The following is a 14,802-nucleotide window of genomic DNA, read 5'->3' as shown; positions in this document are numbered from 1 at the left end:
CTTTTGCCTCGCTTTTGCCTCGTTGACCTATCGGGCAATTCAAACCGGATTAGGGATATCGATAAACACGTGCTCGATATCGAATTGCTCGGACAGATGCTTGCCCACGGCCTGCACGCCGAAGCGCTCAGTGGCGTGATGGCCGGCCGCGAGAAACGCCACGCCGCTTTCCGCCGACGTGTGCATGACCGACTCCGAGACTTCGCCGGTCAGATAGACGTCGGCGCCCGCGTTGATGGCGGCCTCGAACATGCCTTGCGCGGCGCCCGTGCACCAGCCCACGCGACGCAGCTCGCGATCCGGGTCGCCGAACACGAGCGGCGTGCGGCCGAGCGTCTGCTCGATTTCGGCGGTGAGGTGCGAGAGCGTGATCGGCATCGGAAACGTGGCAAGCCAGCCGAGGTCGTTGTCGCCGAAACGCGCGTCGCTGATCCAACCCATCTTCTCGCCGATCTGCGCGTTGTTGCCGAACAGCGGATGGTCGTCGAGCGGCAGGTGGTAGGCGAACAGGTTCAGGTCGTTGGCGATCAGCAGCTTCAGGCGCGCGTGTTTGCGACCCGTGATCTGCGGCGCTTCGTTGCGCCAGAAGTAGCCGTGATGGACCAGCACGGCGTCCGCGCCCCAATCGAGCGCGGCCTCCAGAAAGGCCACCGACGCGGTCACGCCGGTCGCGAGCTTATTTATCCGACGTCGCCCTTCGACCTGCAATCCATTGGGGCAATAGTCCTTGAAGCGCGCGGTTTCAAGGAGATTGTTCAAGTACAATTCAAGTTCGATCCGATCCATATAAACCTCTAGTCTTCAGATGCTTAGACGCTTTTGGCTGTTCTTTGCCCAAGCGGTGACTGTGCTGTTGGCGCTGATGTTCATCATTGCGACGCTCAAACCGCAGTGGCTCCAGCGTCAAGGGCAATTCGGCAAGCAACTCGCCGAACCGATCGTCGCCCTCCGGGAAGTAGCGCCTGGCATCGGCGGCGGCCCCGCTCAGGCGTCTTATGCAGACGCCGCCCAGAAGGCGATGCCCGCGGTCGTCAACGTGTTCTCCAGCAAGGATGGCTCACTGCCACCCGACCCGCGCGCGAAAGATCCGCTGTTCCGCTACTTCTTCGGTGACAAGAACAACCGTAAGCAGCAGCAGGAGCCCGCATCCAACCTGGGCTCGGGTGTGATAGTGAGTTCGGAAGGTTACATTCTAACGAACCAGCACGTCGTGGACGGCGCCGATCAGATCGAAATCGCGCTGGCCGATGGTCGCACCACGACCGCGAAGGTGATCGGCGTCGATCCGGAAACGGACCTGGCCGTGCTGAAGGTCAACATGACCAACCTGCCCACCATCACGCTCGGCCGTATGGACCAGACGCGCGTGGGCGATGTCGTGCTGGCGATCGGCAATCCGTTCGGCGTCGGCCAGACGGTGACCATGGGCATTGTCAGCGCGCTCGGGCGCAGCCACCTCGGCATTAACACGTTCGAGAACTTCATTCAGACCGACGCGGCAATCAATCCGGGTAACTCGGGCGGCGCACTGGTCGACGTGAACGGCAATCTTCTCGGTATCAACACGGCGATTTATTCGCGTTCGGGCGGGTCGTTGGGCATCGGCTTCGCGATCCCGGTGTCGACGGCGCGTAGCGTACTGGAGAGCATCATCACGACCGGATCGGTCACGCGCGGCTGGATCGGCGTCGAGCCGCAGGACGTGACGCCGGAGATCGCCGAGTCGTTCGGGCTCGAGCAGAAGTCGGGGGCGATCGTCGCCGGGGTGTTGAAAAATGGTCCTGCCGACCGCGCGGGCATCAAGCCGGGCGACATCCTGGTCAGCGTGAACGGTCAGGAGATTACCGACACCACGCGGCTGTTGAACGTGATTGCGCAGATCAAGCCGGGCACAGCCGCGAAGGTGCACCTCGTGCGTAAGAGCCGCGAAATGGATCTGGATGTGACGATCGGCAAGCGCCCCGCGCCGCCCAAGCAGCCGGCTGAAGATAACGACAACGGCGGCGGCGATCAGCAGGACGACGACGGCGGTTGAACGACGGCGGCTGGACGAACACCGCAGTAAAAGCAAAAAGGGCAGTCCGCAATGGACTGCCCTTTTTGTTTGCCTTGACCTTGGCCCTTGACCTTTTTGACTCACCGCCTCGCTTTAACTAGCACCTCTCGCCAGCGAAACGATATCAACATCAATCCGACGCACTTGCCTCGTCGGTCACAGCCGTCTGTTTGCCGACAATCAGCCGCGCCGCGATGATCCCAGCCTCGTACAGCACGATCAGCGGAATCGCCAGAATCAGTTGCGAGAACACGTCCGGCGGCGTCACCACGGCGGAAATGATGAACGCGCCGACGATCACGTACGGGCGAATCTCCCTGAGCTTCTTGATGGTCAGCACATTCATGCGGACCAGCAGCACCACGATGATCGGCACTTCGAACGTCACGCCGAACGCGAGGAACATGGTCAGCACGAAGCTCAGGTAATTGTCGATGTCGGTCGTCATCTCCGCGCCGAGCGGCGCGTTGTAGTGCGCCATCACGCGAAAGATGGTCGGGAACACCACGAAGTACGCGAACGCCATGCCGCACAGGAACAGCGTGTAGCTGCTGCCTACCAGCGGCCCGACCAGCTTCTTCTCGTGCTGGTAAAGACCCGGCGCGACGAATGCCCAGATCTGGTACAGCACGATAGGCAGCGCGATCACGAAAGCGACCAGCATGGTCACCTTCATCGGCACGAAGAACGAGCCGGTCACATCCGTGACGATCATCTTGCCGTCCTTCGGCAAGTTCTGCATCAGCGGGCGCGCCAGCAGCCGGAAAATATCCGGCGCCCAATACACGAGCCCGACGAACACCACGATGACGGCGAGGCCGGCGCGAATGATGCGATCGCGCAATTCAACGAGGTGGGAAATGAAGGTCTCTTCAGTGCCTTCGTCCTGGGTTTGCTGGGGGTCGCTCACGCCGGCCCTCGGTTAGAGATTGTCGTTCTGATCATCAGAAGAACCGCGTCGGACGACGCATGGTGACCGGCGTATGACGCGCGACGCGCGCCGCACCCGACTGCACGCGCGTGCGGCGCACGGTGGCGCGCTTGTACCAGGTGGGCATGGCCCCCTGCTTGACGCGCCAGTTCTTGCGCTTCGGACCGGCGGCCGGCGTACTGCTGGGCCACGACGTCGTGCCGACGTCTTCGAGCGAGCCGCCGGCAATGCTCGGCGACACCGACGTGCCGCTGTTCCACGCGTCGTTCAGTTCGGTTTCGTGCTTGCGCAGATTGTCCTGAACGGACGTTTCGACATTGCTCGCCGCCGCTTCGAACTCGGTTTTCATACGACGTAGTTCGTCGAGTTCGATTTCGCGAGTAACTTCGGCCTTGACGTCGTTGATATACCGCTGCGCGCGGCCGAACAGCGCGCCGGCCGTACGGGCGACGCGTGGCAGGCGCTCAGGCCCGAGTACGACCAGCGCGACGACGCCGATCAGCGCCATCTTGGTTAGACCGAGGTCCAGCATGAAGTGGAATGTCCGTCAGTAACGCGGGTAAGCCGCGGCTTAGCGGTAATCGCCGGAACGCGGCGTCTTTTCCTTCGCTTCCACATCCACGGCGCCGTTGCGCGGCAGTTCACGCTGCTGCGCTTCGCCTGCGGGCGTTTCGGCTTCTTTCATGCCTTCCTTGAAGCCCTTCACCGCGCCGCCCAGATCGCCGCCGATATTGCGCAGCTTCTTCGTGCCGAACACGAGCGCCACGATCAGCAACACGATCAGCCAATGCCAAATGCTAAACGAACCCATGACTACTCTCCTTAACCCCGACGCCGCCCAGTGAGCGGCAAAACTCTTGCGCCTTGCGGCGTGACTCGAAGCGCTGCCGCTTCATCTATACGTTACCGCGAGCTGTTCCGATGCAACCGACGGCACCACAGCACTGCCGCAACCAGCGAACGGCATTGTGTCCGGCCGACCGCGTCGGCGTTATTACAATGCCGTAAAAACCCGCGGCCGCGCTATCAGCCCATGCGTTGCCACGGACGCGGCCCCGCAAGAATGTGCGCGTGCAGGTGATACACCTCTTGCCCACCGCCCGGCCCGGTGTTGATCACCGTGCGAAAACCCGTCTCGCCACCGGTGTACGCCACGCCCAACTGGTCGGCTAGACGCGCCACCAAGACAAGCATTCTACCAAGCAGCGGTGCATCGTTTTCGGTGCAATTCGACAGGGTCGGCAGGTGCTTGCGCGGAATCACCAGCACATGCGTTTCGGCCGCCGGACGGATGTCGCGGAAGGCCAGGAACTCTTCGTCTTCGTGGACTTTGGTCGACGGAATTTCGCCGGCGGCGATCTTGCAGAAAAGGCAGTTCGGGTCGTGACTCATCGTATTCCTGACGCAGTAGGGCTGGAGCGCGAAGTGCCACGCGGCGGGATGCTGAACTCAGGTCCGACCCATGATCGGACGACGCTCAAACCCAGCTACGCGGATTCGCGAACGGCTTGTTATCGTACAGATACAGCCAGCCCTTGATAATACGGTACAACATCCAGATGCTGACGGCCCACAGGATCGGTATGCCGACCAGCACGAACAGCAGCACGCCGCCGATCGCATAACCCACCAGCGCCACCCAGAACGAACGGATCTGCCATTCGAAGTGGGCTTCGTACGGCGTGCCCGCCACGTCGGGCCGCTTGATGTAATTGATGATGATCGCGACCAGGATCGACACGCCGCCCGTGAGCCAATGCACCGCGTACAGCGCGTACAGAATGTGCGTGAGCGTGCGCAGGCTGCGTTCGCGTTCCGGCTCGATGGCGTTGCGATAGACCGGCGGCGGGTAGCTTTCGTGCGACTGTTCCATGCTGGCGTCCTCCCGTGGATGCGATCGATGTACTCACCGCTATATGAGCGCCGCCCCCCGCCAATTCAAGGCGAGGCAACGCTCGCGGCATTCAGTCGCCGTTCTGCTCGCGCTCGCGGCTTTTGCGCAGCGCCTTTTCCTCGATGCCCGACAGGCCTTCGCGTCGTTCAAGTTCGGCGAGCACGTCCGCCGGGCTCAACTCGAAGTGCGACAGCATCACGAGACAGTGAAACCACAGATCCGCGACTTCACCGACCAGCGCCTTCGGCGCGCCGCCGTGGCGCGTGTCTTTGGCGGCCAGCACCACTTCAGTAGCTTCTTCGCCGATCTTCTTGAGGATCGCGTCGTCGCCCTTGTGGAACAGGCGCGACACGTACGAGACATCCGGATCGCCGCCCTTGCGGCTGTCGATGATCGCCGCGAGGCGCATCAGCGTGTCGGTGGTGGACGAAGCGGATTCCGTGGTGGGCGTGGATTGCGTCATTTGTAGATGTGTTCGGGGTCTTTCAGCACGGGATCGACGGCAACCCAGTCGCCATCGTCCACCGAGCCTTCGAATTTCTGGAAAAAGCACGAGTGACGGCCGGTGTGGCAGGCAATGCCCGACACCTGCTCCACCTTCAGCAGCACGACGTCTTCGTCGCAATCGAGCCGCACTTCATGCACGTGCTGCACGTGGCCGGACTCTTCGCCCTTGAACCACAGCCGCTGACGCGAGCGCGAGAAATACACCGCGCGATTCAGTTCGATGGTTTTGGCCAGCGCTTCGCGGTTCATCCACGCGAACATCAGCACGTCGTTCGTCGACGCTTCCTGCGCGATCACCGGCACGAGGCCGTTCGCGTCCCACTTGACCTTGTCGAGCCAGGTCACGGCCGTTGGATTCACCACGTTACAACCTCACCGAAATGCCTTGCTCGGCCATGAAGCGCTTGGCCTCGCCGACCGTGTGCTCGCCGTAGTGGAAGATGCTGGCGGCCAGCACCGCATCCGCGTGACCGTCTTTAATGCCGTCGGCCAGATGCTGCAGGTTGCCCACGCCGCCCGAAGCGATCACGGGAATCGACACCGCGTCCGACACCGCGCGCGTGAGCGCGAGATCGAAGCCGCTTTTGGTGCCATCGCGGTCCATGCTGGTCAGCAGGATTTCGCCGGCGCCGAGTTCGGCCATCTTGCGCGCCCATTCGACCGCTTCGAGGCCGGTGGCCTTGCGCCCGCCATGCGTGAAGACTTCCCAGCGCGGCGTTTCGCCGTCCGCGGACACGCGCTTCGCGTCGATCGCGACGACGATGCATTGCGAGCCGTACTTATCCGTAGCGTCTTTAACGAGCTGCGGATTCGCCACCGCCGACGAGTTCATGCTGATCTTGTCCGCGCCCGCGTTCAGCAGGCGCCGCACGTCTTCGACGGCGCGCACGCCGCCGCCGACCGTCAGCGGAATGAACACTTGCGAAGCGACCGCTTCGATGATCGGCAGGATCAGATCGCGCTGATCGGAGGTCGCGGTGATGTCGAGGAAGGTGAGTTCGTCGGCGCCCTGATCGTCGTAGCGGCGGGCGATTTCGACGGGATCGCCGGCATCGCGCAGTTCGACGAAGTTGACGCCCTTGACCACGCGGCCAGCCGTGACGTCGAGACAGGGGATGATGCGTTTAGCTAGAGCCATGATCGTGCAATTCTGCCAATACCGCTGATGAGGCCGCTCGCGTGGGCGAGCGGCGCAGGGCCGGCGCGGCCGGTAGCGGCGAGCTACGCCGCCGGTGTGTCGTACGCGGACAGCATGAGCACGCCTGCTGTGGACGGCGCCGCCGCGATAGCGTCAGACGCCGACGATCCGTTGCCGGCAATGCCTGACCGAGGCGCCAATCCGAAACTCGCGCCCGAAGAAGCGTGAACCAAGGGCGCGTGCCCGAAGTCCCAAAGCCGCCTTAAGCGTCGTCCGATTCGCGCAGTCGGTCCGCGAGCGTCTGCGCGGCCGTGAAGTCGAGATCGCCCGAGTAGATCGCCCGGCCGCAGATCACGCCTTCAATGCCTTCGTCCTCGACTTCGCACAGCGACTCGATGTCCGCGAGGTTCGACAAGCCGCCGCTCGCGATCACCGGAATCTTCACCGCGCGCGCGAGGCGCACCGTCGCTTCGATGTTGATGCCTTGCAGCATGCCGTCGCGGCCGATGTCGGTATAGATGATCGATTCGCAGCCGTAATCCTCGAACTTGCGCGCGAGATCGGCGACTTCGTGGCCGGTCAGCTTGCTCCAGCCGTCGGTTGCGACCTTGCCGTCTTTCGCGTCCAGGCCGACGATGATATGACCGCCGAACGCCGTGCAGGCGTCCTGCAGAAAGCCCGGATTCTTCACCGCCGCCGTGCCGATGATCACGTACGACAAGCCGTCGTCGAGATAGCGTTCGATCGTGTTCAGGTCGCGGATGCCGCCGCCCAGTTGCACGGGAATCGCGCCGCCCACTTCCTCGATGATCGCGCGGATCGCGTCTTCATTCTTCGGCTTGCCGGCGAACGCGCCGTTCAGGTCGACGAGGTGCAGACGCCGGGCGCCGCGGTCGACCCAATGTCGGGCCATTGCCGCCGGTTCCTCGGAAAAAATTGTCGCCTGGTCCATATCGCCCTGCTTGAGGCGTACACAGTGACCATCTTTCAGGTCGATGGCGGGAATCAGCAGCATAGCAATCGGGTGTTGTCTGGGAAGGGGTTGATGGTCGGCGGCAGCGGCTGGTGAGCCAGCCCGCCGGAACGCCGTTTCGCTAGTTTAGTACAACTTTTTCGACTCCCCAGCCGAGCGCCATCCGGCAGCAAGGTCTGGGTGTTACGGTCGTGGCGCGCGGCGCACGCTCCGCTTGTGGCGGAACGGCACACGGCAACAGGATGAAGAAAGGCGCTCACGGGTTCCAGTGCACGAAGTTGCGATACACACGCAGCCCCGCTTCGGCGCTCTTTTCCGGGTGGAATTGGGTCGCGAAGATGTTATCCCGCGCCACCGCCGAGGTAAAGGGCACACCGTACACCGTTTCGCCGGTTGTATGGGCGGCATTGTCGGGCACAACATAGTAGCTATGCACGAAATAGAAAAAGGCGTTGTCGGCCACACCGTCCCACAGCGGATGCGGCTGCGCCTGGCGCACACGGTTCCAGCCCATTTGCGGGACCTTGAAGCGCGAGCCGTCGTCCTGCACCTGGCCGGCCAGGTCGAAACGCAGCACCTTGCCCGGCAACAGACCGAGACCGGGCGTATCGCCCTCGGCGCTCCAGTCGAACAGCATCTGCTCGCCGATGCACACGCCCATCAGCGGCTTGCTGCGCGAGGCTTCAAGCACCGCTTCCTGCAGCCCGGACTCGCCGAGGCTGCGCATGCAGTCAGGCATCGCGCCCTGCCCGGGCAGCACGACACGGTCAGCCGCACGAATCGCGTCCGGCTGGTCGACGATCGCCACGTCCGCTTCCGGCGCCGCTTTGCGCAATGCCTGAGCCACCGAACGCAGGTTGCCCATGCCGTAATCCACAATCGCTATCGAAGTTTTCATTTCAAGTTAGGCAGCAATGCCTTCAATCCATCGACGATGAATTCCACCGCCAGCGCCGATAACATCAAACCCATAAGCCGCGTGCCGATATTGATACCCGTGCGACCGACCCAGCGGGCAATCGGTTCGGCCAAACGCAGCGAAAAAAAGCAGATCGTCGCCAATACCGCGCCGATCGCGATGAGGCTGAGCCGGTCGTACCAGTGCGCCGAACCGGCCGCGTAAATGATCGTGGTGCTGATCGCGCCCGGCCCGGTCAACAGCGGAATCGCCAACGGCACGACCGCGATGTTGTCCTTCTGCTCGGCTTCGTGTCGCTCTTCCGGCGTCGACCGGCTGTTGCCGATCTGCGCGTTCAGCATGTTGATCGCCATCAGCAACATGATGATCCCGCCGCCCACTTCGAGCGAGCCGACCGAAATACCGAAGAAGCTGATGATCTGCTGCCCGAGCAGCGTGGTCACCGCAATCACGCAGAACACCGAAATCGACGCAATGCGGATGGTTCTACGCCGCTCGACGTCGCCTTGATGCGCCGTCAGGCTCAGAAAGAACGGGATGGCGCCGACCGGATTGATCAGCGCCAGCAGCGAGATAAACGACTTCAGAATGTCCATTGCACACGGGGCGCAAGCGCCATGCGGCGCGGCTCCCGGTCCTGGTAAAAAAGCCGGCTAACGGAGGTTCGCAAGCGCTTAAAGGGCTTAAAGGCTGCCCTTGGTCGACGGAATCTGCCCCGCCGCACGTGCGTCCATTTCGGTGGCCATGCGCAATGCACGTCCAAACGCCTTGAACACCGTCTCCATCTGATGGTGGGCGTTCAAGCCGCGCAGATTGTCGATATGCAGCGTGACACCCGCATGATTCACGAAGCCGCGGAAAAACTCGATCGACAGATCGACGTCGAACGTACCGATCCGCGCGCGCGTGAACGGCACGTGGAATTCGAGGCCCGGACGGCCGGAAAAATCGATCACGACGCGCGACAACGCTTCGTCGAGCGGCACGTAAGAATGACCGTAGCGGACGATGCCCTTGCGATCGCCGATCGCCTTGGCGACGGCCTGGCCGAGCGTGATGCCGACGTCTTCCACCGTGTGGTGGTCGTCGATCTGCAGGTCGCCATGCGCTTCGATGTCGAGGTCGAACAATCCATGCCGTGCGATCTGGTCGAGCATGTGGTCCAGAAACGGCACACCGGTGGCCAGCTTTTGCTGACCGGTGCCGTCCAGATTGATCTTCACACGGATCTGCGTTTCGCTAGTGTTGCGAACGACTTCCGCAAGGCGCATGGTAATTCCTCGAATCGAGCTAGAAAGCGATGGGTAGGTGGGAGGGGGAAGCGGCCGGCCGCGCGCGCTTTTCCGTCACGGAGGAAGCGCTTGCGCGGTCATTCAGCACGCCGTTCAGTGCAGCACGAGTTTCAGTGCGGCGATCAATTGCGCATTTTCTTCCGCGGAACCGACGGTCAAACGCACGCAATTCGCCAGCAATGGATGCATTTTACTCACGTTTTTGATCAAAACCCGCGCTGTCAGCAGCGTTTCGAACAGAACCGACGCGTCGGGCACGCGCACCAGCAGGAAGTTGCCGGCGCTCGGGAACACTTCGGCGCCCGGCAGTGCCGCTACGGCCTGTGCGAGTTTCGTGCGTTCTTCGCGCAGCAGCGCGGCTTGCGCGTCGAGTACCTCGATATGGTCGAGCAGGAAATCGGCGGCGGCCTGCGTGAGCACGTTGGTGTTGTACGGCGGCCGCACTTTGTCGAATTCGGTCAGCCATGCCGCCTTGCCGACCAGATAGCCGAGGCGGATGCCGGCCAGACCGAGCTTGGACACCGTGCGCATCACGACGACGTTGTCGTACGCACCGGCGCGCGGCAGCCAGCTTTGCTGCGCGAACGGCTGGTACGCCTCGTCGATCACCACGAGGCTCTTATTCGCTGCGGCGATGATGCGCTCCATGTCGGCATCGTCGAACATTGTGCCGGTCGGGTTGTTCGGGTACGCCAGATAGACGATCGCCGGCTGATGCTCGGCGATCGCCGCGAGCATCGCTTCAGTGTCGAGCGTGAAATCCGCGTTCAACGGCACGCCGACGAACTCCAGATTCGCCAGCTTCGCCGACATCTGATACATCACGAAACCCGGCATCGGCGCGAGCACCTTGGCGCCCGGCTGCGCGCACGCGATCGACACCATCGCGATGATCTCGTCCGAACCATTGCCGAGCAACACGTCGCAACCGGCCGGCACGCCCATCACGCGCTTGATCTTGTCGATCAACGCTTCCGGACGCGGCGCCGGATAACGGTTCAGCGCCACCGCCGCCAGATGCTCGCCCAGCTTCGCAGCCAGCGCCGGCGGCAGCAGGAACGGGTTTTCCATCGCGTCGAGCTTGATGTAGCCCGTGGCGTCCGGAACCGGATAGCTCGTCATGGCGAGCACGTCGCGGCGGATGATGTCTTGAGGTGTCGTCATAGATCTGTGGACAGTGGACCGGTCGCGGGAAGGTCTCCGGCCTGGCGTCGGCGGCACGCGGGCTGCCTCAGGCCGGTCTGGGTTGTCTTGATTGAACGGGAAAACAGGTGAAATCTGTCGCCGAAGTTCGCGGGCATCCGCTCGATGCAATGCAATGCCCGCTTCCTTGCTGTGCGCGGCCGATTCGCCGCGTGCTGCCCTGCTCTGCCTGACTCAGCCGCGGTCGTTGTTTTGCCGCATCCGGTATTCGGCGCTGCGGGCATGCGCCTGCAGGCCTTCGCCGTAAGCGAGTTCGGCGGCGATCTCACCGAGCGTCTGCGCACCTTCCGCGCTGACTTCGATCACGCTCGAACGCTTGAAGAAATCATAGACGCCCAGCGGCGACGAGAACCGTGCGGTGCGCGACGTAGGCAGCACGTGATTCGGGCCCGCGCAGTAGTCGCCGAGACTTTCGCTCGTGTAGCGGCCGAGGAAGATCGCGCCGGCATGGCGGATCAGTTGGCCCCACTGATGCGGCTCCAACGCCGAAATTTCGAGGTGCTCCGGCGCGATGTCGTTGGCGATCGCGCAGGCTTCGGCCATGTCGCGCACCTTGATCAGCGCGCCGCGTCCTTCGAGCGACGCGAGAATCACGTCGCGGCGCGGCATGGTCGGCAGCAGTTCGTTGATCGCGTCGTGCACGCGGTTGATAAACGCGTCGTCCGGACACAGCAAAATGGATTGCGCGAGTTCGTCGTGCTCAGCTTGCGAGAACAGGTCCATGGCGACCCAGCGCGGGTCGGTGGTGCCGTCGCACAGCACGAGAATTTCCGACGGCCCGGCGATCATGTCGATGCCGACCGTGCCGAACACGCGACGCTTGGCCGACGCGACATACGCATTGCCCGGACCGCAGATCTTGTCGACCGCGGGCACCGTTTCCGTGCCGTAGGCCAACGCGCCCACGGCCTGCGCGCCGCCGATCGTGAACACACGGTCCACGCCGCCCAGCAACGCGGCCGCCAGCACCAGCGGATTCTTCACGCCGTCCGGCGTGGGCACGACCATGACGATTTCACGCACGCCGGCCACCCGCGCCGGAATCGCGTTCATCAACACCGATGACGGATACGCCGCCTTGCCGCCCGGCACATAAATACCCGCGCGATCGAGCGGTGTGACCCTCTGGCCGAGCACCGTGCCGTCGGCTTCCGTGTACTGCCAGCTATGGCTGCCGCATTCGATCTTCTGCTTCTCGTGGTAGCCGCGCACGCGCGCCGCCGCCGCTTCGAGCGCCGCGCGGCGCTTCGGCTCGAGACTTTCGAGCGCAGCTTCGAGTTCGGACATCGGCAATTCGAGCGCGGCGACGCTCTTCGCTTCGAGTCGGTCGAAGCGCTGCGTGTACTCGAGCACCGCCGCGTCGCCGCGCGCCTTCACGTCGTTCAGAATTTGCGCGACCGAGCGCTCGATTGCTTCGTCTTCGCTCGCCTCGAACGCGAGCACCGCGTGCAACGACTTCTGGAAGTCGGGTGCGGTGGAATCGAGTTTGCGAATCTTGATAGACATACGGGTATCCGTTTCGGTAAGGCGCGCTTTAGGGCGTGGTCACACTGGCACTATCGGGCACTATCAGCGCTGCTCAGCCGGCTTTCGTCGCGCGTTCGAACGCGTCGAGAATCGGCCGCAACGCGGCGCGCTTCAACTTCAGCGCGGCCTGGTTCACCACGAGGCGTGACGAAATCTCCATGATTTCCTCCACCTCGACAAGATTGTTGGCGCGCAACGTATTGCCCGAGCTCACCAGGTCGACGATCGCATCGGCGAGACCCACCAGCGGCGCCAGCTCCATCGAACCGTACAGCTTGATCAGATCGACGTGCACACCCTTGGCGGCAAAATGCTCACGGGCGGTTTCCACGTACTTGGTCGCCACGCGCAAGCGTGCGCCCTGACGCACCGCGTTCGCATAATCGAAGCCCGCCGCGACCGCGACCGACATGCGGCAGCGCGCAATATCCAGGTCGATCGGCTGATACAGGCCGCTGCCGCCGTGTTCGAGCAGCACGTCTTTGCCCGCGACGCCGAAGTCGGCTGCGCCGTATTCGACGTAGGTCGGCACGTCGGTAGCGCGCACGACGATCACGCGCAGGTTCGCGTCGGTAGTCGGCAGAATCAGCTTGCGCGACGTTTCCGGGTCTTCGGTCACTTCAATGCCGGCTGCGGCGAGCAGCGGCAGCGTCTCTTCGAAGATACGCCCTTTCGACAAGGCCAGCGTGAGCGGTACGCTCACCGCCGGCGACGACGACGTTTGCGGCATCGAGCTCATGCCTGGCTCCCGGAAATACGGCGCACCTTCGCGCCGATGGCGGTGAGTTTGGTTTCCATCCGGTCGTAACCGCGGTCGAGGTGATAGATGCGATCGATCAGCGTCTCACCCTCGGCGCGCAACGCGGCGATCACGAGACTCGCGGACGCGCGCAGGTCGGTGGCCATGACCTTCGCGCCGGACAGCTTGTCGACGCCGGTCACGAGCGCGGTATTACCGTCGATCGTGATGCTGGCGCCGAGGCGGTTCAATTCCTGCACGTGCATGAAGCGGTTCTCGAAGATCGTTTCGACGACCTGCGAGGTGCCGTCCGCGATCGTGTTCAGCGCCATGAACTGCGCTTGCATGTCGGTCGGGAACGCCGGGTATTCGGAGGTGCGGAACGTGACCGCGCTCGGACGCTTGTCCATACGCACGCGCATCCAGTCGTCGCCTTCGTCGATCGTGACGCCCGCTTCGCGCAGCTTTTCGGTCACGGCTTCCAGAATCAGCGGACGCACCTTGCGCAACGTGACGTCGCCACCGGCGGCCGCCACCGCGCACAGGAACGTGCCGGCTTCGATACGGTCCGGAATCACCGTGTGATTCGCGCCGTGCAGCTTCTCGACGCCCTGAATCACGAGGCGATCGGTGCCGACGCCGTCGATCTTCGCGCCCATCGCGACCAGCAGGTTCGTGAGGTCGACCACTTCCGGCTCGCGCGCCGCGTTCTCGATCACCGTTTCGCCGTCGGCCAGCACCGCTGCCATCAGCAGATTCTCGGTACCGGTCACGGTGATCATGTCGGTGACGATCCGCGCACCCTTCAGGCGCGTTGCGCGCGCTTCGATGAAGCCGTGCTCGATCGCGATCTCGGCGCCCATGGCCTGCAGACCCTTGATGTGCTGATCCACCGGACGCGCGCCAATGGCGCAGCCGCCCGGCAACGACACGCGGGCGTGGCCGAAGCGCGCCACCAGCGGACCGAGCACGAGAATCGATGCACGCATGGTCTTGACCATTTCGTAGGGCGCGACGAGGTTGTCGACCTGCGACGCGTCCAGCGTCACACGCCCTTCACTGCTCTCGATGCGCACGCCCATCTGGCCGAGCAACTTGAGCATGGTGCTCACGTCCTGCAGGTCGGGCACGTTCTCCAGATGCACCGGCTCAGCGGTCAGCAACGCCGCGCACAGAATCGGCAACGCCGCATTCTTCGCACCCGAGACGACGACCTCACCCGACAGCGGGTAGCCGCCTTCAATGACGAGTTTATCCATGCCTGTCACTTCCTGATTGCCCTGGACTTTGGCCGGGGCTGCTTTGACTGTGTTCGACGCGCCGCTGCCGGCGTCGCGCCCTTCTTGAGTAATTCGCACTAAATTTCCAGATTACGCGGTCTGCCATTCGGCGGGCGTCAGCGTCTTCATGCTGAGCGCGTGGATTTCTTCGCGCATGCGGTCGCCGAGCGCCGCATACACGAGTTGATGGCGCTGGATCAGACGCTTGCCTTCGAAGCTCGGCGAAACGATGGTCGCAAAGAAATGCTGGCCGTCGCCTTCGACTTCGAGATGCTGGCAAGTGAGCCCAGCCGCGATGTATTGCTTGACCTGTTCGGGAGTCGGCAACATGAGAGAAGCTCCT

At 63.1% G+C, this 14,802-nt stretch carries 20 protein-coding genes; 2 read left to right on the top strand and 18 right to left on the bottom strand.

All coding sequences use genetic code 11. The features are described from left to right. Positions 1 to 39: 39 nt before the first annotated feature. Complete coding sequence (locus tag GGD40_RS14510; protein ID WP_105511148.1) at positions 40 to 786, bottom strand: Nif3-like dinuclear metal center hexameric protein; 747 nt, start codon at positions 784 to 786, stop codon at positions 40 to 42. Between the two features lie 19 nt (positions 787 to 805). Here GGD40_RS14510 and GGD40_RS14505 point away from each other — a divergent pair, with 19 nt between their 5' ends. Then, positions 806 to 2,035: a Do family serine endopeptidase gene (locus GGD40_RS14505; RefSeq protein WP_035554907.1), complete on the top strand. Its 1,230-nt coding sequence runs from the start codon at positions 806 to 808 to the stop codon at positions 2,033 to 2,035. A gap of 151 nt (positions 2,036 to 2,186) precedes the next feature. On the opposite strand, the gene tatC is transcribed toward GGD40_RS14505, so the two are convergent. The 8 genes from tatC to hisF form a co-directional block, all read right to left on the bottom strand. After that, positions 2,187 to 2,966, bottom strand: coding sequence for a twin-arginine translocase subunit TatC (tatC, locus tag GGD40_RS14500; RefSeq protein ID WP_179744059.1), 780 nt, complete (start codon positions 2,964 to 2,966; stop codon positions 2,187 to 2,189). Positions 2,967 to 3,000: 34 nt separating this feature from the next. Beyond that, positions 3,001 to 3,519, bottom strand: coding sequence for a Sec-independent protein translocase protein TatB (gene tatB / locus GGD40_RS14495; RefSeq protein ID WP_179744058.1), 519 nt, complete (start codon positions 3,517 to 3,519; stop codon positions 3,001 to 3,003). 39 nt (positions 3,520 to 3,558) lie between these two features. Beyond that, positions 3,559 to 3,798: a Sec-independent protein translocase subunit TatA gene (tatA, locus tag GGD40_RS14490; RefSeq protein ID WP_179744057.1), complete on the bottom strand. Its 240-nt coding sequence runs from the start codon at positions 3,796 to 3,798 to the stop codon at positions 3,559 to 3,561. 215 nt (positions 3,799 to 4,013) lie between these two features. After that, the gene (locus GGD40_RS14485) at positions 4,014 to 4,379 is read right to left on the bottom strand and encodes a histidine triad nucleotide-binding protein (RefSeq protein ID WP_179744056.1); all 366 of its coding nucleotides are present in this window, start codon (positions 4,377 to 4,379) and stop codon (positions 4,014 to 4,016) included. Positions 4,380 to 4,464: 85 nt separating this feature from the next. Continuing rightward, positions 4,465 to 4,860: a DUF4870 family protein gene (locus GGD40_RS14480; RefSeq protein ID WP_179708078.1), complete on the bottom strand. Its 396-nt coding sequence runs from the start codon at positions 4,858 to 4,860 to the stop codon at positions 4,465 to 4,467. Positions 4,861 to 4,951: 91 nt separating this feature from the next. Beyond that, positions 4,952 to 5,344, bottom strand: a complete 393-nt coding sequence (locus GGD40_RS14475) for a phosphoribosyl-ATP diphosphatase (RefSeq protein WP_179744055.1) — start codon at positions 5,342 to 5,344, stop codon at positions 4,952 to 4,954. Then, positions 5,341 to 5,751 carry a phosphoribosyl-AMP cyclohydrolase gene (gene hisI, locus GGD40_RS14470; protein WP_179708074.1) on the bottom strand — a complete coding sequence of 137 codons (411 nt, stop codon included), beginning with the start codon at positions 5,749 to 5,751 and terminating at the stop codon, positions 5,341 to 5,343. Before hisI ends, GGD40_RS14475 begins: the two co-directional genes overlap by 4 nt. Before the next feature lies 1 nt (position 5,752). Beyond that, positions 5,753 to 6,526 carry an imidazole glycerol phosphate synthase subunit HisF gene (gene hisF, locus GGD40_RS14465; RefSeq protein WP_179708072.1) on the bottom strand — a complete coding sequence of 258 codons (774 nt, stop codon included), beginning with the start codon at positions 6,524 to 6,526 and terminating at the stop codon, positions 5,753 to 5,755. 27 nt (positions 6,527 to 6,553) lie between these two features. Between hisF and GGD40_RS14460 the strand changes: the two genes are divergently transcribed. Then, positions 6,554 to 6,754: a hypothetical protein gene (locus tag GGD40_RS14460; protein ID WP_179708070.1), complete on the top strand. Its 201-nt coding sequence runs from the start codon at positions 6,554 to 6,556 to the stop codon at positions 6,752 to 6,754. Between the two features lie 34 nt (positions 6,755 to 6,788). Here GGD40_RS14460 and hisA read toward each other — a convergent pair whose 3' ends face one another. The 9 genes from hisA to GGD40_RS14415 form a co-directional block, all read right to left on the bottom strand. Further along, positions 6,789 to 7,541 carry a 1-(5-phosphoribosyl)-5-[(5-phosphoribosylamino)methylideneamino]imidazole-4-carboxamide isomerase gene (gene hisA, locus GGD40_RS14455; RefSeq protein WP_035554885.1) on the bottom strand — a complete coding sequence of 251 codons (753 nt, stop codon included), beginning with the start codon at positions 7,539 to 7,541 and terminating at the stop codon, positions 6,789 to 6,791. A gap of 214 nt (positions 7,542 to 7,755) precedes the next feature. Beyond that, positions 7,756 to 8,397, bottom strand: coding sequence for an imidazole glycerol phosphate synthase subunit HisH (hisH, locus tag GGD40_RS14450; protein ID WP_179744054.1), 642 nt, complete (start codon positions 8,395 to 8,397; stop codon positions 7,756 to 7,758). Then, a complete protein-coding gene (locus GGD40_RS14445; RefSeq protein WP_179708067.1) occupies positions 8,394 to 9,014 on the bottom strand; it encodes a MarC family protein in 621 nt (206 codons plus the stop codon). Before GGD40_RS14445 ends, hisH begins: the two co-directional genes overlap by 4 nt. An 87-nt stretch (positions 9,015 to 9,101) precedes the next feature. Next, positions 9,102 to 9,689, bottom strand: coding sequence for an imidazoleglycerol-phosphate dehydratase HisB (hisB, locus tag GGD40_RS14440; RefSeq protein ID WP_035554877.1), 588 nt, complete (start codon positions 9,687 to 9,689; stop codon positions 9,102 to 9,104). Positions 9,690 to 9,803: 114 nt separating this feature from the next. Then, positions 9,804 to 10,874 carry a histidinol-phosphate transaminase gene (hisC, locus tag GGD40_RS14435; protein ID WP_179744053.1) on the bottom strand — a complete coding sequence of 357 codons (1,071 nt, stop codon included), beginning with the start codon at positions 10,872 to 10,874 and terminating at the stop codon, positions 9,804 to 9,806. Positions 10,875 to 11,087: 213 nt separating this feature from the next. Next, positions 11,088 to 12,419 carry a histidinol dehydrogenase gene (gene hisD / locus GGD40_RS14430; RefSeq protein ID WP_179744052.1) on the bottom strand — a complete coding sequence of 444 codons (1,332 nt, stop codon included), beginning with the start codon at positions 12,417 to 12,419 and terminating at the stop codon, positions 11,088 to 11,090. A gap of 73 nt (positions 12,420 to 12,492) precedes the next feature. Next, positions 12,493 to 13,179: an ATP phosphoribosyltransferase gene (hisG, locus tag GGD40_RS14425; RefSeq protein WP_179708062.1), complete on the bottom strand. Its 687-nt coding sequence runs from the start codon at positions 13,177 to 13,179 to the stop codon at positions 12,493 to 12,495. Beyond that, complete coding sequence (murA, locus tag GGD40_RS14420; protein ID WP_179744051.1) at positions 13,176 to 14,438, bottom strand: UDP-N-acetylglucosamine 1-carboxyvinyltransferase; 1,263 nt, start codon at positions 14,436 to 14,438, stop codon at positions 13,176 to 13,178. The genes hisG and murA overlap by 4 nt, the downstream gene beginning before the upstream one ends. A gap of 111 nt (positions 14,439 to 14,549) precedes the next feature. Continuing rightward, positions 14,550 to 14,789 carry a BolA family protein gene (locus GGD40_RS14415; protein WP_035554861.1) on the bottom strand — a complete coding sequence of 80 codons (240 nt, stop codon included), beginning with the start codon at positions 14,787 to 14,789 and terminating at the stop codon, positions 14,550 to 14,552. Between the last annotated feature and the right edge of the window lie 13 nt (positions 14,790 to 14,802).

Origin of the sequence: Paraburkholderia bryophila, from assembly GCF_013409255.1 — a bacterium.
Lineage (GTDB): Bacteria > Pseudomonadota > Gammaproteobacteria > Burkholderiales > Burkholderiaceae > Paraburkholderia.
Note: the sequence above shows the minus strand (reverse complement) of the source record. Positions and strands in the feature narration are given on the sequence as shown.